17 protein-coding genes, 1 tRNA gene and 1 pseudogene are annotated in these 20618 nt (G+C 71.3%); 14 read left to right on the top strand and 5 right to left on the bottom strand.

What is annotated here, in order from left to right:
* Positions 1 to 85: 85 nt before the first annotated feature.
* The 13 genes and pseudogenes from EDD90_RS05660 to EDD90_RS05600 all read left to right on the top strand — a co-directional run bounded on the left by EDD90_RS05660 (position 86) and on the right by EDD90_RS05600 (position 12788).
* Positions 86 to 1303 carry an MBL fold metallo-hydrolase gene (locus EDD90_RS05660; RefSeq protein WP_260327656.1) on the top strand — a complete coding sequence of 406 codons (1218 nt, stop codon included), beginning with the start codon at positions 86 to 88 and terminating at the stop codon, positions 1301 to 1303.
* An 87-nt stretch (positions 1304 to 1390) separates the two neighbouring features.
* Positions 1391 to 2569, top strand: a complete 1179-nt coding sequence (locus EDD90_RS05655; RefSeq protein ID WP_123980930.1) for a DUF4037 domain-containing protein — start codon at positions 1391 to 1393, stop codon at positions 2567 to 2569.
* Positions 2570 to 2985: 416 nt separating this feature from the next.
* Positions 2986 to 4794, top strand: a pseudogene (locus EDD90_RS05650) (ATP-binding protein); the annotation flags it as partial.
* 638 nt (positions 4795 to 5432) lie between these two features.
* Positions 5433 to 5867: a roadblock/LC7 domain-containing protein gene (locus EDD90_RS05645; protein WP_046728213.1), complete on the top strand. Its 435-nt coding sequence runs from the start codon at positions 5433 to 5435 to the stop codon at positions 5865 to 5867.
* 2 nt (positions 5868 to 5869) lie between these two features.
* Positions 5870 to 6241, top strand: a complete 372-nt coding sequence (locus EDD90_RS05640; RefSeq protein ID WP_123972037.1) for a DUF742 domain-containing protein — start codon at positions 5870 to 5872, stop codon at positions 6239 to 6241.
* Positions 6219 to 6818 (top strand): ATP/GTP-binding protein, encoded by a 600-nt coding sequence (locus EDD90_RS05635; RefSeq protein WP_123972036.1) that lies wholly within the window; start codon positions 6219 to 6221, stop codon positions 6816 to 6818. Before EDD90_RS05640 ends, EDD90_RS05635 begins: the two co-directional genes overlap by 23 nt.
* A gap of 61 nt (positions 6819 to 6879) precedes the next feature.
* Complete coding sequence (locus EDD90_RS05630) at positions 6880 to 7458, top strand: GAF domain-containing protein (RefSeq protein ID WP_123972035.1); 579 nt, start codon at positions 6880 to 6882, stop codon at positions 7456 to 7458.
* A gap of 366 nt (positions 7459 to 7824) precedes the next feature.
* Complete coding sequence (gene tdh / locus EDD90_RS05625) at positions 7825 to 8853, top strand: L-threonine 3-dehydrogenase (protein WP_123972034.1); 1029 nt, start codon at positions 7825 to 7827, stop codon at positions 8851 to 8853.
* Between the two features lie 34 nt (positions 8854 to 8887).
* Entirely contained in the window at positions 8888 to 10081 is a 1194-nt protein-coding gene (locus tag EDD90_RS05620; RefSeq protein WP_123980928.1) for a glycine C-acetyltransferase, read from the top strand.
* Between the two features lie 253 nt (positions 10082 to 10334).
* Positions 10335 to 11237, top strand: coding sequence for a LysR family transcriptional regulator (locus EDD90_RS05615; RefSeq protein ID WP_123972033.1), 903 nt, complete (start codon positions 10335 to 10337; stop codon positions 11235 to 11237).
* Between the two features lie 46 nt (positions 11238 to 11283).
* Positions 11284 to 11865, top strand: a complete 582-nt coding sequence (locus EDD90_RS05610; protein WP_123972032.1) for a helix-turn-helix domain-containing protein — start codon at positions 11284 to 11286, stop codon at positions 11863 to 11865.
* Positions 11862 to 12398, top strand: coding sequence for a GNAT family N-acetyltransferase (locus EDD90_RS05605; RefSeq protein WP_123972031.1), 537 nt, complete (start codon positions 11862 to 11864; stop codon positions 12396 to 12398). The genes EDD90_RS05610 and EDD90_RS05605 overlap by 4 nt, the downstream gene beginning before the upstream one ends.
* A 30-nt stretch (positions 12399 to 12428) precedes the next feature.
* Entirely contained in the window at positions 12429 to 12788 is a 360-nt protein-coding gene (locus EDD90_RS05600; RefSeq protein WP_123972030.1) for an MmcQ/YjbR family DNA-binding protein, read from the top strand.
* A gap of 52 nt (positions 12789 to 12840) precedes the next feature.
* Here the strand turns inward: EDD90_RS05600 and EDD90_RS05595 are convergent, their stop codons facing one another.
* Both EDD90_RS05595 and EDD90_RS05590 read right to left on the bottom strand, forming a co-directional pair.
* Positions 12841 to 13752, bottom strand: coding sequence for a transketolase family protein (locus tag EDD90_RS05595; protein ID WP_123972029.1), 912 nt, complete (start codon positions 13750 to 13752; stop codon positions 12841 to 12843).
* Between the two features lie 36 nt (positions 13753 to 13788).
* Positions 13789 to 14490 (bottom strand): transketolase, encoded by a 702-nt coding sequence (locus EDD90_RS05590; protein WP_123972028.1) that lies wholly within the window; start codon positions 14488 to 14490, stop codon positions 13789 to 13791.
* A 141-nt stretch (positions 14491 to 14631) separates the two neighbouring features.
* Here EDD90_RS05590 and EDD90_RS05585 point away from each other — a divergent pair.
* A tRNA-Pro gene (locus tag EDD90_RS05585) sits at positions 14632 to 14705 on the top strand.
* 681 nt (positions 14706 to 15386) lie between these two features.
* Here EDD90_RS05585 and EDD90_RS05580 read toward each other — a convergent pair.
* From EDD90_RS05580 to EDD90_RS05565, 3 genes are all read right to left on the bottom strand, one after another.
* Positions 15387 to 15701, bottom strand: a complete 315-nt coding sequence (locus EDD90_RS05580) for a tyrosine-type recombinase/integrase (RefSeq protein WP_123972027.1) — start codon at positions 15699 to 15701, stop codon at positions 15387 to 15389.
* A gap of 139 nt (positions 15702 to 15840) precedes the next feature.
* Positions 15841 to 16071: an N-terminal phage integrase SAM-like domain-containing protein gene (locus EDD90_RS58870; protein WP_398928440.1), complete on the bottom strand. Its 231-nt coding sequence runs from the start codon at positions 16069 to 16071 to the stop codon at positions 15841 to 15843.
* 513 nt (positions 16072 to 16584) lie between these two features.
* Complete coding sequence (locus EDD90_RS05565) at positions 16585 to 20418, bottom strand: S8 family serine peptidase (protein WP_260327653.1); 3834 nt, start codon at positions 20416 to 20418, stop codon at positions 16585 to 16587.
* Between the last annotated feature and the right edge of the window lie 200 nt (positions 20419 to 20618).

Genomic DNA, 20618 nt, shown 5'->3' with positions numbered 1-20618 from the left:
TCGGAGGGGAATGGTCCGGTGTCAACGCCGGTTGTCCGAGGGGCCGACCATAATGGAGAACCTCGGCAATACCACTGGAGGTACCGTGACCGGTTCGAGTTCCCTGAGCGCCGGGCTCCGAGCGCTGCGGCCCGCTGCCTTCGGCGCGGACCCCGGCGGCGAGCGCCTGGCCCGCATCCAGGGCTCACCGCACTTCAAGGACGGTGTCTTCCAGAACCCCGGGGGCACCGCCCGTACCCGGCCCTCGGGCTCGATGCTGGAGTTCGCGAAACTCTACTTCGACAAGGAGCAGCGACCCCGCCGCGCCCCCAGAGGCACCATCCCGGTTCATGCCACGACCGTGGCCGACCTCGCCCGCCCCGCGGCGAGCGGGCTGCGGGTGACGTGGACGGGGCACTCCAGCGTGCTCGCCGAGATCGACGGGCACCGCGTGCTGTTCGACCCCGTCTGGGGCGAGCGCTGTTCCCCGTTCCCGTTCGCCGGGCCCAAGCGGCTGCACCCGGTACCGCTGCCGCTGGCCGCGCTCGGCCCGGTCGACGTGGTGGTCATCTCGCACGACCACTACGACCACCTCGACCTGCCCACCATCAAGGCGCTGGCCGGCACGGACACCCTGTTCGCCGTGCCGCTCGGCGTCGGCGCCCACCTCGAACAGTGGGGCGTCCCCGCCGACCGGCTGCGTGAGCTGGACTGGCACGAGGAGACCAGGGTCGGCGGACTGACCCTGACGGCCACCCCCGCCCGCCACTTCTGCGGCCGCGGGCTGCGCAACACCCAGCACACCCTCTGGGCCTCCTGGGTCGTCGCGGGCGAGGAGCACCGGATCTACCACAGCGGTGACACCGGCTACTTCGAGGGCTTCAAGGACATCGGCGCCGACCACGGGCCGTTCGACCTGACGATGATCCAGATCGGCGCGTACAGCGACTTCTGGCCGGACATACACATGACACCCGAGGAGGGTGTGCGCGCCCACCTCGACCTGCAGGGCGGCGGCCCGCACGGGGTGCTGCTGCCGATCCACTGGGGCACCTTCAACCTCGCCCCGCACGCCTGGGCCGAGCCGGGGGAGTGGACGAAGGACGCGGGCGACGAGGCGGGCCAGGCGGTGGCGCTGCCGCGTCCCGGTGAGCCCTTCGAGGCGTCCGGGAAACTGCCCGCCGACCGGTGGTGGCGTGAGGCGTCGGCACCGATCGCCCGGCCGTGGCGCCGCACCGTCCAGCCGCGGAGCGAGGCCGGGCCGGAGACCCTCGACCTCGCCGGCGGAGCGGTGACGCCGGAGGCGGACGATCTTGTGAAGTAAGGGCGCCGCCGTTGTGGCGGTGCCGTGAAATTGGCGTGCATGCCCCTGCACAACCTGGGCAGGGGCATGGGCATGAGCCATGCACATATGCCAACCCCTGCTTTTTTACCGGGACTTGAGCTGTCCCGGCGCTTCTACACCGAGGCCGTACGTTCGCTGCTGGAGGAGGCCGCCCCCGGGATACCCCACACGGCGGCCCGGATCGGCCCGGGCTCCGAAGTCCTCGGCTACGACACCGAACGCTCCGCCGACCACGAATGGGGGCCGCGCCTCCAGCTCTTCCTCCACCCCCACGACGTGCCGCGCCATGCCGCCCGTATCCGGCACATGCTCGCCCAGCATCTCCCGAAGACCTTCCACGGCTGGCCCACGCACTTCGCCGCCACGGGGGACCCGGACGTCCGGGTCATGCAGATCACCGACGGCCCGGTGCACCACCGTGTCGAGGTGACCGCCGTCTCCTCCTGGTTCCGCGCCGCACTCGGCTTCGACCCGGCCTCCGGCGTCACCCCGGCACAGTGGCTCGCCACCCCCACCCAGCTCCTCGCCGAGGTCACCGGCGGCGCCGTCTTCCACGACGGCCTCCACACCCTCACCCCGGCACGGACCGCACTGCGCTGGTACCCCCATGACCTCTGGCTCCATGTCCTCGCCTGCCAGTGGCGGCGCATCGCCCAGAAGGAGGCCTTCGTCGGCCGCTGCGGCGAGGTCGGCGACGAACTGGGCTCCGCCGTCGAGGCCGGCCGTCTGGTCCGCGACCTCATGCGGCTCTGCCTGCTCATGAACCGGCGCTACCCGCCCTACGGCAAATGGCTCGGCAGCGCCTTCGCCCGTACCCCCGCGGCCCCTCGGCTCACCTCTGTCCTCACCTCCGTGCTCGCCGCAACGGACTGGCACGTACGTGAGCGGCACCTGGTCCACGCCTACGGGATCGTCGCCCATCTGCACAACGAACTGGAGCTCACCGACCGCGTCGACGCCGCCACGCGCCCCTACCACTCCAGACCCTTCCAGGTGCTGCGCGCCGACCGCTTCACCCGTGCCCTCACCGCCCGCATCAAGGACCCGGACCTGCGCGATTTGGCGACGGTCGGCGCGGTGGACCAGTTCATCGACAGCACGGACGTCCTCAGCGACCCGGACCTGACCCGGGCCGCGACCGACGCGGTGACGGGTATCGACGCGGTGACGGGCATCGACGTCCACGACGGCGACCCCTGCGGGACGGCGAACGGCGGCCGAGGCCACCGACATCACTCTGGGTGATGTTTTGGGGGGTGATCGGGAGGTCGTGTGGGCCGTGCGGGTGTCCTGCCGGGACGGCCAGGGCGCACGGACGGGCGGTTGGCGCGCGGGTTGAGAGCATCGGGCGCCCCGGCCCTCGCCTTCAATGTGCGACCGTTTTTGAGCAGGTCGGACCGGACGAGGGCGGTTCGAGGGCGAGATGCCGAGGGGGTTATCGGTCTTTCGTACGACGGCTCATACCAGAGCGGGACCATCTCCGGGTGACTTTGTCAACTGCCCACCGCACATGATGCCTTGGCGACTACTGTGAGTGTCCGTCGGACGACGCGGGGCCGAATTCTTTTGCGGTCCCCTCGGCCGGCACCGCGATGGCGCATGCCCACCTCGCGCGGCCCGCGCGAGAAATCCAGGCCCGACGGACCAGTACGAGGACGCAGATGTCTCACCTCCGTGCACCGGCCGCCCGTGCCGACCGCCGTGAGGGCGGCCGGCACGGACGTCCGGTCGCCCGCCCCGTTCCCGCGCTGCCCGAGACCCACATACGGCCTCAGCTGATGCGCCTCGCCGTGCTGCCGCCGGTCGCGGTGGCGCTCAGCGGCTGCGCGGCCGTCCTGTTCACCGTCCGCTCCACCGGGGCACGGCCCAGCCTCACCCTGCTGGCCGTGCTCGCCGGAGCGGTCTCGGTGACGGCCGCGGGCATCGTGATCGCCGCCGTGGCCGCGGGCCGGGCCGCCCGCTCGGTCAGCGACCGCGTCGCCGGGCTGCGCCGCAACGCCGCCCGCGGCGAGGCCGATCTGCTCGCCCTCGTCGACGCGCTGCGCCGCGGCGACACCCCGCCCCAGCGCAAGCCGCGCGGCGGACCGCCCGCGGACGCCGACGACTTCGAACTGCTCGCCGCCGACCTCTCCCGCGCGCACGACGGCGCCGTCACCGCCGTCGTGCAGGCCGCCCAGCTCTCCAGCCAGGCCGGCAGCGAACAGAAGCTGGAGGTCTTCGTCAACCTGGCGCGGCGGCTTCAGTCTCTCGTGCACCGGGAAATCTCGATCCTCGACGAACTGGAGAACGAGATCGAGGACCCGGACCTCCTCAAGGGCCTCTTCCACGTCGACCACCTGGCCACCCGCATCCGGCGACACGCCGAGAACCTCGCCGTGCTCGGCGGCGCCGTCTCCCGGCGGCAGTGGAGCAACCCGGTCTCCATGACCGAGGTGCTGCGCTCCGCCATCGCCGAGGTCGAGCAGTACTCCCGGGTCAAACTCGTCCCCCCGATCGACGGCGAACTGCGCGGCCACGCCGTAGCCGACGTCATCCACCTCCTCGCCGAACTCGTCGAGAACGCCACCGTGTTCTCCGCCCCGCACACCCAGGTGCTGCTCCGCGCCAACCTCGTCACCTCCGGCCTCGCGGTCGAGGTCGAGGACCGCGGACTCGGCATGCCGGTCGGCGAACAGTCCAAGATGAACGCCCTGCTAGCCGACCCCGACCAGGTCAACGTGGCCAGCCTGCTGGCCGACGGCCGCATCGGCCTCTTCGTCGTCTCCCAGCTGGCCCGCCGCCACGGCATCAACGTCCGCCTCCAGACCAACATCTACGGCGGCGTCCAGGCCGTCCTCGTCGTCCCTCAGGGCCTGCTCGGTACGGCACCGGGCACGTCCGGGGCCGTACCGCAGCCGCGTGACCCGGGGGCGGTTGCCGGAGCACCGGGGGCGCCGGGGGGCGGGGCCGCCGCGCCGTCCCACGACACCGGGGCACTGGACGGCCTCCGGGGCGGAGCCGCCGGCCCCGACGCGGACAGCGGCGAGCAGGGAGCCGCTCCCGCCGGCCGGCGGCCCGCACAGCAGAGCGGTCCGGCCACACCCGCCGCCGGTGGGCGGCGACGACACGCACAGCACGGAGGCGCACCCGCGCCGCTTCCGGTGCGCGGCGCCCAGGAGAGCCGGGCCAACCCCGCCGAGGCGCTGCCCGGCATCCGGCCCGAGGACCGGCCGGTGGTCGCCGAACACGCGGGCAACGCACCCGTCCCGCGCGTCGGCGCCGTTCGCGGCACCATGGGCAAACCCCAACTGCCGCGCCGCCGCGCCCAGGAGCACATCGTCCCCCAGCTCCGCGGCGGCCCGGCACCCCGCCAGGACAACGAGACCCCGGTCGGACACGACCCCGGCCTGATGGCCGCCTTCCAACGCGGCATCGGCCTCGCCGAGGCCCAACAACACCTGGAGGCCGACCAGACGGAGCCGGCAGCCGCCGAGCCCATGAACGGGGCACATGGTGAGTCCCGCTACACCGGGCTGGCCGGTATGGGCCTGGCCGACATGGCCCCCCACGACATGAGGGCAGCCGGCCCGGGTATCGACGAGGCGACCAGCACATCCCATGCCACCCATGCGGATGCCACGCACATGGAGACCGCACACATGGGCGTGGCCCACAGGGACGCTCCCCGTGTGGATGGCGGGCACATAGTCCCGGACTACACGATCCCAGACCAGTCGCCCCCGGGCGGATCGACCCTGGGCCGGTCCGCCCTGGATCCCCTCGCACCGGAGCACATGGGCCCGGAGCACATGGGGCCGGAGTACCGGGCCGCGCAGCACACGGGTCCGGACCTGATCCCAGACCACCACACCACGGACCACCTGGCCTCAGACCCTATGGCCTCCGCATATGCGAGCCAGGCACACAGGGACCCGGCCGACCCCCACTCGCACCCCCAGCCCCACACCCTCGCACCATCCCCCTCCCCGGCCCTGCGCCAGGTGCACACCTCCGACTACACCCACCGGCCCGACGGGAGCGCCCCGGCCGGATGACCAGCACCGTTTCCACCTCCACCCCCACCCCCAGCGCTCCCGCAGACCTTCGTAACTCAAGGAGTCGATCCACCATGGCGAGCGATGCGCCGACCGCCCAGGTATCCGACCTCGACTGGCTGATGAGCGGCCTAGTGCAGCGCGTACCGCACACCACCAGCGCGGTGCTCCTGTCCTGCGACGGGCTGGTGAAGTCCGTCCACGGCCTCGACCCGGACAGCGCCGACCACATGGCCGCGCTCGCCTCCGGCCTGTACTCGCTCGGCCGCAGCGCGGGCGTCCGGTTCGGCGACGGCGGGGACGTCCGCCAGGTCGTCGTCGAACTCGACTCGACGCTGCTGTTCGTCACCACCGCCGGCTCCGGCACCTGCCTCGCCGTACTGGCCGGCCGGGAGGCCGACGCCGCCGTCCTCGGCTACGAGATGGCGATGCTGGTGAAGAGCGTCCGCCCGTACCTCGTCACCGCGCCCCGACAGCACGCCGTCGAACCCACGGCGATGAGGCCTTGAGGGTGGCCGCAGCCGGCGACGGGCCGTGGCTGGACGACGCGGCCGGACGCCTGGTGCGCCCGTTCACGATCAGCAACGGCCGCACCGAGCCCAGCATCGCCCTCGACCTGATGTCGCAGGTGATGGCCACGGGGTCCGTGCCCCTCGGTTACCTCGGCCCCGAGCACGCGCAGGCGCTCGATCTGTGCCGCGCACCCGTCTCGGTCGCCGAGATCGCGGCGCACCTCAAGCTGCCGGCCGTGGTCACCAAGGTGCTGCTCTCCGACCTCGTCGACTGCGGGGCGCTGACCGCCAAGCCCCCCGTCTTCCACCACAACCCCACTGACCGGTCCCTTCTGGAGGCAGTGCTCGATGGACTACGACGACAGCTCTGACCCCTTCCCCACCGCGCTGAAAATCCTGGTGGCCGGTGGGTTCGGGGTCGGCAAGACCACCTTCGTGGGCGCGGTCAGCGAGATCGCGCCGTTGTCCACGGAGGAACTCCTCACCACGGTCAGCGCCGCGACCGACAACCTCGACGGGATCGAGAACAAGGTCGAGACGACCGTGGCGATGGACTTCGGCCGCATCACCCTGGACGCGGAACACGTGCTCTACCTGTTCGGCACGCCCGGACAGGAGCGGTTCTGGTTCATGTGGGACGAGCTGTCCGAGGGCGCGCTCGGCGCGGTCATCCTCGCCGACACCCGCCGCCTGGAGGACTGCTTCGCGGCCGTCGACTTCTTCGAGGAGCGCGGCCTGGGCTTCATCGTCGCCATCAACGAGTTCGACGGCTCCTACCGCTACGACCCCGAGGAGGTGCGCGCCGCCATCGACCTCGACCCGGAGATCCCGGTGGTCCGCTGTGACGCCCGTATCTCCAGCTCCGGCGTCCAGACCCTGCTCACCCTCGTCCGTCATCTCATCGCCCACGCCCCGGTCTCCGCACCGAGCCACGGCGCCCACATGTGAACCTCACACACCCCACACGGAGCCCGTATATGACCCACGTCCACAGCGACGGAGCCTGCCCATGAGGTACGACCCGGCGCGCCCGGCCGGTCGTCTGCTCCTCACGCCGGAGGACAAGGAGGCGCCCGTGCGCATCCGGCGCCTCGGCCAACTCCGCCTGGGCGAACATCCCGACCCCGAGCTCGACGCCTACGCCGACCGGCTCGCCGAGGCCGCCCGGACGCCGTACGCCATGGTCAACTTCATCGACGAGAACCGGCAGTTCTTCGCCGGCCTGCACCTGCCGGCCGTGGCGCCCGTGGTGAAGCCCGACGGCAGTACGCCGGTGCTGGGCCGGGAGCTGGCCCGCGACCATGGTTTCTGCCCCCATGTGGTGGTCCGCCGCAAGGCGCTGGTCCTGGAGGACGTCAGCGACTACCCGCGGTTCGCGGGCAACCCGGTCGTCGACGAGTTCGGTATTCGTTCCTATCTGGGCGCCCCGCTCATCGACAGCACGGGAACGGTGCTCGGCACGGTGTGCGTGGTCGACGTGGAGCCGCGGCCCTGGGGCCGGCCTGGTCTGGAGACCATCAAGTCCTCGGCGGCGGAGCTGGTGGCCCGTATCGAGCGACGCGAGGCCGACGGTCTCCCGCTGCTGTGAAGAGGGGACAGCCAATCGGCCCGGTAGCGGTCCGGTCGCCGGCGCGGACCCCCGGACACATCAAGCCCTCCCAGGCACCCGGCGGAGCCCCGCGCGTCCCCGGCCGTACTGCACCCGGCCGTCGGCCGGACGGGCGAAGCGGAAGGCATCCTCGACACGGTGCCCTGCCCGGGTCCCCCGCCTCCACCAGGACTTTCAGCGTCCAAGATCAGGCGTGAAGCGGAGCTGTGGCGGCGCTTAAGAAAACCTCGATGGACCTGAGGTGCCCGGGTACGGCAGATTGCTGTGCGATTCCACCCCCCATGCCCGGCCGCGGGCCGCTTCGGCGTGCCCGCGGCCGGGACCTCACGCACAGGAGCCGTAGCGTTGAAGGCGCTGGTCAAGGAGAAGGCGGAACCCGGGCTGTGGCTCGCTGACGTGCCGGAGCCCGCGGTCGGACCGGGTGACGTACTGATCAAGGTGCTGCGCACCGGCATCTGCGGCACCGATCTGCACATCCGTGCCTGGGACGGCTGGGCCCAGCAGGCCGTCACCACCCCGCTGGTGGTCGGGCACGAGTTCGTCGGCGAGGTCGTCGGGACCGGCCGCGATGTCGCGGATGTCAAGGTCGGCGACCGGGTCAGCGGCGAGGGACACCTCGTCTGCGGCAAGTGCCGCAACTGCCAGGCCGGGCGGCGCCACCTGTGCCGGGCCACGGTCGGCCTCGGCGTCGGCCGCGACGGCGCGTTCGCCGAGTACGTGGTGCTGCCCGCCACCAATGTGTGGGTGCACCGGGTCCCCGTCGAGCTCGACGTGGCCGCGATCTTCGACCCGTTCGGCAACGCCGTGCACACCGCCCTCACCTTCCCGCTCGTCGGCGAGGACGTCCTGATCACGGGGGCCGGCCCGATCGGCCTGATGGCGGCCGCCGTGGCCCGGCACGCGGGTGCGCGCCACGTCGTGATCACCGACGTCAGCGAGGAACGCCTCGACCTCGCCCGCAAGATCGGCGTGAGCCTCGCCCTGAACGTGTCGCAGGCGCAGATCGCCGACGGACAGCGGGAACTGGGCCTGCGCGAGGGCTTCGACATCGGCCTGGAGATGTCCGGCCGCCCCGAGGCGATGCGGGACATGATCGCCAACATGACGCACGGCGGCCGTATCGCCATGCTCGGCCTGCCCGCCCAGGAGTTCCCCGTCGACTGGGCCCGGATCGTCACCTCGATGATCACCGTCAAGGGCATCTACGGCCGGGAGATGTTCGAGACCTGGTATGCCATGTCGGTGCTGCTGGAAGGCGGCCTTGACCTCGCACCCGTGATCACCGGCCGCTACGGGTACCGCGACTTCGAGGCGGCGTTCGCCGACGCGGCGAGCGGCCGCGGCGGCAAGGTCATCCTCGACTGGACCATCTGAATCCGGACCCTCCGAATCTCCTTAGGGACTGATGATGTTCGACTCCGTGCGCGACGACCTGCGCGCCACCCTCGACGAGATCCGCGCCGCCGGACTGCACAAGCCGGAGCGCGTGATCGGCACGCCGCAGTCCGCGACCGTCGCCGTGACCGCCGGCGGCCGCCCCGGCGAGGTCCTCAACTTCTGCGCCAACAACTACCTGGGCCTCGCCGACCACCCCGAGGTGGTCACCGCCGCCCACGAGGCGCTGGACCGTTGGGGCTACGGCATGGCCTCCGTCCGCTTCATCTGCGGCACCCAGGAGGTCCACAAGGAACTGGAGGCCCGCCTCTCCGCATTCCTCGGCCAGGAGGACACGATCCTCTACTCCTCCTGCTTCGACGCCAACGGCGGAGTCTTCGAGACCCTGCTCGGCGAGGAGGACGCGGTGATCTCCGACGCCCTCAACCACGCCTCGATCATCGACGGCATCCGTCTCTCCAAGGCCCGCCGCATGCGTTACGCCAACCGTGACCTGGCCGACCTGGAACGGCAGTTGAAGGAGGCGCAGACCGCCCGGCGCAGGCTGGTCGTCACCGACGGGGTCTTCTCCATGGACGGTTATGTCGCGCCGCTCGGCGAGATCTGCGACCTCGCCGACCGCTACGACGCGATGGTCATGGTCGACGACTCGCACGCCGTCGGCTTCGTCGGCCCGTCCGGCCGCGGCACCCCCGAGCTGCACGACGTCATGGACCGCGTCGACATCGTCACCGGCACCCTCGGCAAGGCCCTCGGCGGGGCCTCCGGCGGCTATGTCGCGGCCCGCGCCGAGATCGTCGCCCTGCTCCGCCAGCGCTCCCGCCCGTACCTCTTCTCCAACACCCTCGCCCCGGTGATCGCGGCGGCCTCGCTCAAGGTGCTCGACCTGCTGGAGTCGGCCGACGACCTGCGCGTCCGGCTCGCCGAGAACACCGCCCTGTTCCGCCGCCGGATGACCGAGGAGGGCTTCGACATCCTCCCGGGCGACCACGCCATCGCCCCCGTGATGATCGGCGACGCGGCACAGGCGTCCCGGATGGCCGAGCTGCTGCTGGAGCGGGGCGTCTATGTGATCGGCTTCTCGTACCCGGTGGTCCCGCAGGGCCAGGCCCGGATCCGCGTACAGCTGTCCGCGGCGCACTCGACGGCCGACGTCGACCGGGCGGTCGACGCCTTCATCGCTGCCCGGACGGAACTGACCGGCTGAGCAGGACCGGACCGTCGGCCGGGACCGGCGGGCTGGACGACCCGGGTCGGATCGGTGGGCTGGGCAGGACCGGCGGGCTGACCGGCACCGGCGGGCCGGGTGGGGTCGGCCGGGGTCGGGTCGGTGGACTGGGTAGGACCGGCGGGCTGACCGGCACCGGCAGCCCGTATGGGACCGGTGGGCTGACCGGCACCGGCGGGCCGAGTGGGACCGGTCGGGTGGGTGGCCCCGACATATTGCAATAATCAACCCCATGATCGAGGCGCGGCGGCTCCACATCCTCCGTGCGGTGGCCGACCACCGCACGGTGACGGCGGCTGCCGCCGCGCTGTATCTGACGCCCTCGGCGGTCTCCCAGCAGCTGGCCGCCCTGGAGCAGGAGACCGGCCACCGCCTGGTCGAACGCGGCGCGAAGGGCGTACGGCTGACCCCGGCCGGCGAGATCCTGCTCGGCCACACCAACGCGGTCCTCGCCCAGCTGGAGCGCGCCGAGGCCGAGTTGGCCGCCTACAGCTCCGGCGAGGCCGGCACGGTCACCGTCGCCGCCTTCGCGACCGGCATCGCGCAGGTGGTCGCCCCCGCCGTGGCCCGTCTCGCCCGCACCGCACCCGGCATACGGATCCGCGTCCAGGACGCCGAGGGCGACGCCAGCCTTCCGATGGTCCTGGACCGGCAGGTCGATGTCGCGGTCGCCGTCGAGTACCGGGGTGCCCCGCCCGCCGACGACCCCAGGCTCACCCACGCGCCCCTGTACGCCGAGCCCTTCGACGCGGTCGTCCCGCTCCGCCACCGACTGGCGGAGTCCGCCGAAGTCCCCCTCGCCGAGCTCGCCAAGGACACCTGGATCGGCCCGTACCCCGGCAACCCCTGCCACGACGTGGTCGTCCTGGCCTGCGAGAGCGCCGGCTTCCAGCCCCGCCTCGAACACTCCTCCGACGACTTCCGTGCCGTGGTGGCCCTGGCCGCGGCCGATGCGGGCGTGGCGCTCGTCCCGCGCTCGGCGCTGCGCGGTATGGATCTGACCGGCGTGGTCGTACGCCCCGTCGACGGCGTCGCCCCGACCCGCCGTGTCTTCGCGGCCGTACGGCGCGGAGCCGAGGACCACCCGCTGATCCGTCCGGTGCTGGAGGCGCTGGGCGAGGCGGCCCGGCCGTGAGCCGTCCTTAACACGCACGTCTCACATCAGGGATATCGTCCCGGATATGAGACATGAAGACGTCGTCGTTCCCGACCCCGTCGATGCCCGTCTCGGTAGCCGCCTCGCCGAACTGCGGGCCGAACACGGCTGGTCCCTGGGCGAGTTGGCGGACCGCAGCGGGGTGAGCAGGTCCACCCTGTCCCGGGCCGAACGGGCCGAGACCAGCCCCACGGCCGCACTCCTCAACCGGCTCTGCAACGTCTACGGCCGGACCATGTCCCAGCTGCTCAGCGAGGTCGAGGCGGAACCCGCCCCCGTGCTGCGCGCGGCCGAACAGCAGGTGTGGGAGGACCGCGCCTCCGGTTTCGTACGGCGGTCCGTGTCGCCGCCGCACGGCGGACTGCGCGGCGAGCTCGTCGAGGGCCGGCTCGCGGCGGGCGCGGACATCGCCTACGACCGGCCGCCCGTACCCGGCCTGGAGCAGCACATCTGGGTCCTCGACGGGAGGATCGCCGTGACCGCGCAGGACGTCGAGCATCTCCTGGACGTCGGTGACTGTCTGCGGCTGCGGGTGTGGGGGCCGACGCGGTTCCGGTGTGCCGGGACGGGGGAGGCGCGGTATGTGCTGGTGGTGGTGCGGCCGTGAGGGCACTGCGCCTGAGCGTGGAGCAACTGTCGGACCGGGTGGGGGAGTTGGCGGAGCTGCTGGCCGACACCGTGAGCGGCGGGGCGTCCATCGGTTTCCTCGTGCCCTTCGACCAGGCGCAGGCCGTCGCCTGGTGGGAGGGACGGGTGGCCGCCGTCGCCGCCGGACACCTCGCCGTCTGGGCTGCCCTGGACGGCCGTGACCGGGTGGTCGGGACCGTCGGCCTCGCCTTCGCCTTCCCCGGTAAACCCAACAGCCGGCACCGCGCCGAGCTGGTGAAACTGATGGTCCACCGGGATGCCCGCGGCCAGGGCGTCGGACGCGCGCTGCTGACCGTCGCGGAGGAGGCCGCGGCCGCCGCCGGGATCACCCTGCTCCACCTCGACACCGAGACGGACAGTCCCGCCGAGCACCTCTACCGCACGGCCGGCTGGACCCGTGCCGGGGTGATTCCCGACTACGCGGCCGACCCCGCCGGGCTGCTCCGCCCGACGACCCTGTACTACAAGCAGGTCGGAGCTCTGACCTGCTGACTGTCAGTGGCAGGGACTACGGTTCGTGGCATGCCGGAAGCCGAAGACGTACGCCGTGTCGCCCTGTCCCTGCCGGACACCACCGAAAAGACCGCCTGGAGCATGCCCACCTTCCGGGTCGCCGGGAAGATGTTCGCCACACTGCCCGAGGACGAGACCTCCATCGCCGTGCGCTGTCCCAAGGAGGAACGCGACGAACTGGTGCTCGCCGAGCCCGGCAAGTTCTGGATCGCCGACCACGAGGCCCAGTTCGCCTGGGTCCGGGTGCGGCTCGCCGAGCTGGAGGACGAGGCCGAACTGAGGGACATCCTTGCCGACTCCTGGAGACAGGCGGCGCCGCCCCGGCTCCTGGACTCCTACCCGGAGCTGGGGCTGCCGGACGAGAGCTGATCCCGCCGACACCGGCAGCGTGCCGATCACGCCGGGAGCGGCACTGTACCCGTCACACCCGCATCGGCACCGTCACGAACCGGCTGATCCGCTCCCGCAGGCTTCCCGCGTCCAGACCGTGCGCGGCCACATGCTCCTCGACCGTGCCGTAGCGCCGCAGTTCGTGCCGTCCCACGCCCAGCCCGAGCACCCGGTGCGGCACGTCGGCGAGCGCCTCGCTCACGGCGGCCGTGGAGGTCCCCGCCAGATACGGCTCGACCAGCACGACGTCGGTACCCGCGGACCCGGTGGCCCGGCGCAGCGCGGCCGCGTCGAAGGGTCGTACGGTTGTCGCGTACAGGACGGTGGCGTCCAGGCCATCGGTGGCCTCCAGGACGGCGTCCAGCATCGGTCCGACGGCGACGATCACACCGGCGCGGCCCTCGCGGATTGTGTGGAAGCGCCGCCCGTCGACCGGCAGCGGCCGCCGGTTCGACTGCAGGGAGAGACGCACGTACACCTTGTCGTCGCCCGCGGCGACCGCGTGCCGCAGCAGCGTCTCCGCCTCGTCGGGATGCCCGGGCACATGCACGGTCCAGCCGTCCAGGGTGTCCAGCAGGGCCACATCGCCGGGCGCCATGTGTGTGTAGCCGCCGGCCGGCCAGTCGAAGGAGGCGGCCGCGCTGACCAGCACCGCGCCGGCGTCCTGGTGGCCGAGGTCCAGCTTGACCTGCTCGAAGGGCCGCTCGACGAGGAAGCTGGCGAAGGTGTGCACGACCGGCCGCAGCCCGGTCAGCGCGAGCCCGGCCGCCGCCCCGACCAGGAGCTGCTCGCGGATGCCGACGTTGATCACCCGGTCGGGGTGACGGCGCCGCGCCTCCTCCAGGGTGGCCGCGCCGATCTCGGCGAGAACGACCGCGACCCGCGGGTCCTCGTCGAGAAGCCGGGAGACGACGGGGACGAAACGGTCACGCATGGTGTCCATGGAGATGACTGCCTTTCTGGCGTCGTGGGGCTGTGGTCAGGCCGACTTGGGTTCGACGCGGGCGACCACCACATGCGGGCGGCCCGGATGCGGGGCGGTGAACGCGGCGTACAGCGCCTCGTGGTCACGGCCGTCGACGGTCACCGCCGACCAGCCGGCCGCCCCGAAGCGGGCGGCGATCCCGCCGGGCCGGGCGTGCCGGGCCGAGGAGTTGTCGACGACGACGGTGTGCAGCCGCTCCAGCCCGGCGGGCCCGGCGAAGGCGATCGCCTCGTGGTTGCTGCCCTCGTCCAGTTCGGCGTCCCCGATCAGCACCCACACCCGCGGCTCGTCCAGCCCCTGGATGCGCAGCCCCAGGGCCTCCCCGACAGCGATCGGCAGCCCGTGCCCCAGCGAGCCGCTGCCGATCTCGGCGCCCGGGACGAGGGTCCGGTCGGGGTGGTGGCCGAGCGGGGAGTCGTACGAGCCGAAGCCCGGCAGCCACTTCTCGGGCACGAAGCCCTTGGCGGCGAGCACCGCGTAGTACGCCATCGGCCCGTGCCCCTTGCTGAGCAGGAACCGGTCCCGGGCCGGATCGTCGAACCGGCCGGGCGTGACCCGGAGCACCCGGTCGTAGAGCACCCACAGCACGTCGAGCGTGGAGGTGGCTGCCGGGCCGTGCTTCTCGTCGCCGGTCATGAGGCTCATCAGGGCGGGCAGAGCGGCGTAGGTGTCCATGGGGTGCTCGGTGATCGTCATACCGACGATCGTGCAACCTCGACCAAACTTGAGGTCAAGCCGTCGCTCCGCCCCATGTAAAAGGCGTGCGCGACCACCTGACGGAGTGCGGTATTGTTTCCTTGCACGTTTCGATCAGGGAAACCCCAGGTCAAACGGCACCGGGACGTGGCGCAGCTTGGTAGCGCACTTGACTGGGGGTCAAGGGGTCGCAGGTTCAAATCCTGTCGTCCCGACTTTACGAAGTCGCAGGTCAGGGGCCATTTCAGAGGAGATCTGAAGTGGCCCTTTGATCATTCTTGGGGACCGCTTGGGGACCAGTGCACTTTGAAGGGGCTGTGGCGCACCTTGACCCAGTCAAGGTGCGCCACAGATGGCAGGCCGGTGGCGCGGGTACATGCTCTGACCTGTGACTTTCTAGTGCGTCCCGGACAGATGATGGCGGCGGGGCCCGTCTCGTGGAGTGGCCGTCGGTACACCACTCCATCGGACGTGACCGGGGCGGGGGTGCGCCGGGTACCAGGGATCCGTGATGCTTCGGACCTCCCGTAGGGCGGCCTCGGCCCGCAGGGTCTGGACGCTCACCGTATCCCCGGTGAAAGCGTCCATTGCAGGTCCCCCGAGTCAGGGAGATCTGCCACGTCTTGAGGACACCGTTGTCCGCGAGGTCGTGTAGAACCAGAGATAGGCCGTGCTCGGGCATGCCGCGGTCGTGCACGACCCGGTCGTATTCACGCAGTCCCGCTCCCGAGTCCGGATCGCTGTACGCCGCGAGATACACGCCCAGCAGCTGCAGCCTGGGCTCTGTCACGCGCGTCCGCGCGAGGCTCCCACGCCGCAATGCTCAGTCGGCAGCGTGCTTTCGATCGGGGCGGGCGGGGGCCTGGGCCAGATGTCCCGAGCGCTGGCACAAGTGTCTACTCCTCCAACTGGGCCGAGGTATCGGAGACGTTGGCCTGGGAACCAGTGGTTGGTGCACGGATCTGCGTTGAAGCGTCGGCCACACGCGAGGACAGGCTCACCCAGTTCCGGCTCGCCCTGGTCTTGGGGTGGCTGAGGTAGAGCCGGTTGTTGTTGACGGCCGTGAGGTTCCAGCGCACCAGCAAGGTCTTCTCCGGAAGGCGGACGTCTGTCCAGTGGAGGCCGAGGGCCTCGCCGCGGCGCATGCCGGTGCCGAGCAGCAGCTCGAACAGGTCGGCAGTTGATCGCCGTAGTGGGTGTGGTTGTGGCACAGGAACGCGGCCGCCTGGGTGGGGTTCCAGCAGATCCGCTTCTGAGCCGCCGGCCGCGACAGCAACCCGTGCCGGCACGGGTTGTCCGCGATCAGCCGCGCGCGCATCGCGGAGCCGAGCGCGCTGGAGAGGGTGGCGCCTATCCGGTAGACGGTTGTGCGCCCCGGCCGCGAGCGAGTTCGGCCTCCTGCCAGGCGACGATGTGCCGCGGGCGAAGATCCTGGACCGCGACGCCTCCGAAGGAGGGGATGAGATCGGAGCGGACGTAGTCGCGGTAGCGGACGAACGTGGTGGGCTTGAGTGACTCCTCCTTGGTGCGGATCCACTCGCTCAGGTAGGCGCCGAGGGTGAGGTCCTCATCGCCATACAGGCCCGTATGCTCGCAGGTCAGGGCGTGCTCCAGGGCGGCGTGAGCGGACTGTGCTACCGCACCCCCATCGAGTACGAACTACTCTCACAAGACACCACCCACGCTGCCAGTTAGCCACCGCAGCTGGAACCCAAACCGTGGGGCAGGCCAAGCTGTCACCCGATCGTGCGGCAGACCCCCCGCTTCATCACCCTGGCCCGCCGCGGCGACACTTCGCCCCCCGGCGTTCGCCGCTGCTTCGGACTCGCTCTCCGCGCTCGAGCGCTGGGTCGAAGGAGGGCAGGCTCCTACGAACCCGATCGTGATCGATACGGCCCAGGACCGCACTCGTCCACTTGTGAGTATCCGGATTGGCCCAGGTATCGAGCCGGCGATCCGGACAGCGCGTCGAGCTTCGTCTGCACGCGCTGACACCGGCCCGCCGGCACGGGCATCCGTGCGTTTCGTGTGGACCTCTGGAGCGGCCGGTGCCCGGATGCCGTCGTAGGCGTGGGCCCCGGCCGCTCGTGAAGGTCACCTGAGGCCGAAGGCCCGGTTGATGGTCTGCCGGACACCGCCGCCGTTTCGCTGCTCGGCCGTGACACGGATGGACACGTAGGTCGCCCGGGCCGGGGCGTGGAGCCGGGTCCGCCATGAGCCCCGGTCGTCCTTCAGGACTTGCCGGTGCCAGGAGGCGCCGTCGTCGTACGACACCTCCAGTGCGACCGCTGTGACGGCGTCCTTCGCGGCGTCGCTTCCGACCACGACGGGGTCGACCGAGAAGTCCGAGGGGCGTGCCGCACGCCCCCTGCCGTCCAGGTCCGTTCCGTAGTCGAGTTGGGCCAGAGGGATGGCCTGATCATCGACGCTGCCGGAGACGAACGTCCACTCCGTGTGCGTGGTCGAGGAGTAGGGGGTCAGGTCGGTGTTCCCCTGCGTGTCGGCGACGAGCCGGTACGACAGCTTTTGGGGTGCGAGGTCGCCGACCCCGAAGTCGGGCCGCGGGCCGTTCCGCATCAGGAGCCTGTCGCCCTGGTAGAGCGCGAAGCTCCGGGACATCAGGCCCGTGTCACCGCTGTGGGCGGACCCCCCGTCGCCGAATCCCGCGAGTGTGCCGCCCATGGCGTCTCCGACACGGTGCGGGACCTCGAAGCTGAGCATCCGCGGCCGGGTGACGGGGCCGAACCAGTGCTCGCCGTGGACGCTGCGCGGCCGGTAGCTCGTGATGTCGGTGAAGGTCGCCCATCCGTCGATGGACGCGTACTGCTGCCATTTGACGCCGTTTTTGGCGGAGACCCAGTCGGTGCGGTGCCGGGTAGCCACCGGTTCCCGCGGGAAGGGAGGAACGCGCGTTCCCCCGTACACGGAGTAGGGGTAGGCGGCAGGCCAGTATTCGTACGACGGGCTGTCTTCCCGGCTCTCGAGGATCTGCTTGCCGGCGGGCGCGGAGAAGGTGTTGTCGATGCGGGCGAGGCTGCCGGGGTCCGTGTCCGGCGAGGGGTCCTGCGGCACTCCTCCCCGATGATAGTCGGCCAGGTCGTACAGGTACGCCGGTGCGGGATGGGCTTCGACTGCCAGACCGGTCCCCCTCTTTCCGGTGGCTGTGAGGGTGCGGATCAGGCGTTCTCCGTCGTCCTGGGCGACCGAGGCGACCGGGAGCGGGCCGGGTGTCCTCTGGTCCGGATCGCCGTACCAGTCGTACCCACGGCCGTTGCCCTCGTTGACGACGAGGAGCATGGCCGCCGACGCCGCATGCGCCGCGGCCGCCTGGTCTGCCGGCGTCACCTCGTCACTGCGGCGGACGACGACGGCTTTGCCGCGGGCGTGCAGGCCGGTGTAGTCGGCGGGCGCGCCGTTGCCGGCGAAGACCGCGTCCACGTGTGTGGAGCCGTCGTGGAACGACGCGGATCCCGGCTGAACCAGCAATGCGTCATCCAGACGGTGCCCGTCGTAGGTGATGTTCAGCGGCGTCTGCTTGGCGCGGATCCTGGTGGTGAAGACGAAGCAGCCCTGGGTCACCTCGCCCTTGCTGGGAAGCGCCCAGAGGCTGTCGTACGCGGGTGAGGGCATGAGGATCTCGTGCAGCGCCCGGTCGTCGGCGGGCGTCGGCAGGCTGGAGGTGAAGGAACGGTAGAGGTCGATCCTGGCGGTGGTGACCGAAGTCGGCTTGGGCGTGGCCACCTTGATCCGGCGGATGCGTGACGCGTCCAGGTCGACGTTCATGTCGGACGTCAGCTTCAGCTCGGGAGCGGCGAGTACGGCGTATCCCAGGGAGTGCGGTCCGTTGCGGCCCGTCACGTCCAAGGTGGAGACGACGGTGTAGGAGCCGGGGGCCAAGCGGCTGGTGAGAGTGCCGTTCGGGACCCACATGATCGTGGTCTTCCCGTCGGCTCCCGTGATCTCGACGTCGCCGCTGACGGGCTTGCCCGCCCGGTCCTTGAGGTGAACCGTCAGACCGTACTTCTCGGACTCGACGGACAGGCCCGCGGCGGTGTGCACGGTGCCGCCCGCGAAGCCGGCGGTGACCTGGGCGGCGTACTGTCCCGGCCGCAGCCCCCGGGGATCTGCCACGAGGGTCACCGTCGAGGTTCCGCGCGCCGGCACCGTGACCCGGTCGGCCGCGAGGGTGAACACCCCTGCGGGCGTGTCTGCGCGGTCCACCTGGAGGCGCAGGGTGACCGGGTGCCCGGTCGTGTTGGTGTAGGTGATCTGCCGCTTCACCGGCTTCGGCTTCCGGTCCTTCGACCAGGGGACGAGCCCTGCGTCGACAGACCCGCTCGCGACGACCTGGTCCTGCAGGTAGGCGGCGCCCACGTCGAGTCGGCCGGTGCCGGCCTGGTAGGGGCTGTAGCCGGGGGTTCGGGCGCTGGTGCTCATCAGGGCGTCCTTGATCCGCCGGCCGGTCCAGGTCGGATGCTTCTGGGCCAGCAGCACCGCTGCCCCGGCGGCATGCGGTGCGGCCATCGAAGTGCCGCTGTCCGTACGGTAGTAGCCTTCGCCCGAGCTCATCAGCTGCGAGCGGGCGGCCAGTACGTCCACCCCCGGAGCGGTGAGGTCGGGCTTGAGAGCGTCGTCGTTCATCCGCGGTCCCGCGCTGGAGAAGTCCGCGAGGTGGTCGGCGGCGTCCACCGCACCGACGGTGAGGGCGGCGTCCGCCGTTCCCGGTGCGCTGACGCTGTACGGGTTGTTCCCGGAGTTGCCCGCGGCGATGACGAAGAGGGCGCCGGTCTCCGCACTGAGCTGGTCGACCGCTTGACTCAGCGGGTCGTCCTGGGTGTGCCACGCCGGCGTGCCCAGGCTCATGTTGATGACCTTGGCGTGCTCGGTCCGTGCCGCCCACTCCATGCCGGCGATGATGCCCGATATGGGGCCCGATCCGCTGTCGTCCAGGACCTTGCCGACTATCAGGTCTGCGCCGGGGGCGACTCCGCGTTCCTTGCCGCCGGAGGCGGCTCCCGTTCCGGCCACCGTGGACGCGGTGTGCGTCCCATGTCCGTTGCGGTCGGCGACGTCCTCTCCCTCGACGAAGCTACGGGCCCCCACGATGCGGCCGGCCAGATCCGGATGTGTGGCGTCCACGCCCGTGTCGAGCACCGCCACCCGGACGCCCGCGCCGGTCGCCCCCGCTTTCCACGCCGCGGGGGCGCCTATCTGCGCCGTGGTGTCCGCGAGGTCCGCCCGCGCCCTGCCGTCGAGCCACACCTTGTCGACACCCGCCGCGAAGGAGGGTCCGGTCGTTCCGCCGGAAGCCGCGTCGATCCTCCCCGCCGTCCGCAGGGCGGCCCGTCCGCCGTCGCCGGTCAGGGCGTCCCAGAAGACGGGTGCCGTCGACCGCCGAGCCTCGACGGCCTCTCCGTGGACGGACGGGAGAGCCAGGGTCGTTCTCGCTCCCGGCAGCGGACCGTCGGACCGCAGCCGCCCGCCGGGGGCACCGCTCCCGGCCGGAGCGTGCGTGACGATCAACGGGAGGGCGCTCATGTGGGCGTCGTCGTAACCCTGGGCTGTCAACTGGGTGATGTCGAAGAGCTGCTTGTCGAGCCGTCCCGCCGCGATGTAGGGCATGGCGCTGTCGGGATACACGAAGGTGTCCCGGCCCTCGACCACGACGCGCGCCGAGGCGTCCGCTCCCGTCACGCCTGAGACGCCGTCCACCGACACCGATCCGTCAGGCTCCTGAATCGCCGTCACCCTGTCGCCGGTGATCAGCGTCACCGTGACCGGCAGGCCCCGCGTTCCGGGGGACCCGTCGCCGACGGCGTGCGGGGCCGGACGAGGAGTCGCTCCGTGGGCCGTCCCGGGGGCGGTCAGCGCGGCGGCGAGGACTGCCGCCGCCCAAGCGCCCGATTTTCGCGTGAACAGAGAATGCACACTCACTCCTGGATCACTGATGGGCCGAATCTGATCATCGGCACAAGGAAAAGCAAGTAATTGAAATCTGGATTACCTGGCTGTCGCGTGTGTGGACACGCGCAGGGCCGAGGCTCCTACGGCAGCTGGACCAGAGCAGTTGGGGACGACGCGGCGGCCGCCGGATCTGGCATCGTCACGGACGCGCCCGAGAAACCGGT

Origin of the sequence: Streptomyces sp. Ag109_O5-1, assembly GCF_003814875.1 — a bacterium.
Classification (GTDB): domain Bacteria; phylum Actinomycetota; class Actinomycetes; order Streptomycetales; family Streptomycetaceae; genus Streptomyces; species Streptomyces sasae.
Note: the sequence above shows the minus strand (reverse complement) of the source record. Positions and strands in the feature narration are given on the sequence as shown.

What these genes read in the sequence shown, in the direction of transcription:
- EDD90_RS05655 (WP_123980930.1), top strand. Translation starts at nt 1,391, where the DNA reads ATGCCAACCCCTGCTTTTTTACCGGGACTTGAGCTGTCCCGGCGCTTC.
- EDD90_RS05645 (WP_046728213.1), top strand. Translation starts at nt 5,433, where the DNA reads ATGGCGAGCGATGCGCCGACCGCCCAGGTATCCGACCTCGACTGGCTG.
- EDD90_RS05635 (WP_123972036.1), top strand. Translation starts at nt 6,219, where the DNA reads ATGGACTACGACGACAGCTCTGACCCCTTCCCCACCGCGCTGAAAATC.
- EDD90_RS05630 (WP_123972035.1), top strand. Translation starts at nt 6,880, where the DNA reads ATGAGGTACGACCCGGCGCGCCCGGCCGGTCGTCTGCTCCTCACGCCG.
- EDD90_RS05620 (WP_123980928.1), top strand. Translation starts at nt 8,888, where the DNA reads ATGTTCGACTCCGTGCGCGACGACCTGCGCGCCACCCTCGACGAGATC.
- EDD90_RS05615 (WP_123972033.1), top strand. Translation starts at nt 10,335, where the DNA reads ATGATCGAGGCGCGGCGGCTCCACATCCTCCGTGCGGTGGCCGACCAC.
- EDD90_RS05610 (WP_123972032.1), top strand. Translation starts at nt 11,284, where the DNA reads ATGAGACATGAAGACGTCGTCGTTCCCGACCCCGTCGATGCCCGTCTC.
- EDD90_RS05600 (WP_123972030.1), top strand. Translation starts at nt 12,429, where the DNA reads ATGCCGGAAGCCGAAGACGTACGCCGTGTCGCCCTGTCCCTGCCGGAC.
- EDD90_RS05595 (WP_123972029.1), bottom strand. Translation starts at nt 13,752, where the DNA reads ATGGACACCATGCGTGACCGTTTCGTCCCCGTCGTCTCCCGGCTTCTC.
- EDD90_RS05590 (WP_123972028.1), bottom strand. Translation starts at nt 14,490, where the DNA reads ATGACGATCACCGAGCACCCCATGGACACCTACGCCGCTCTGCCCGCC.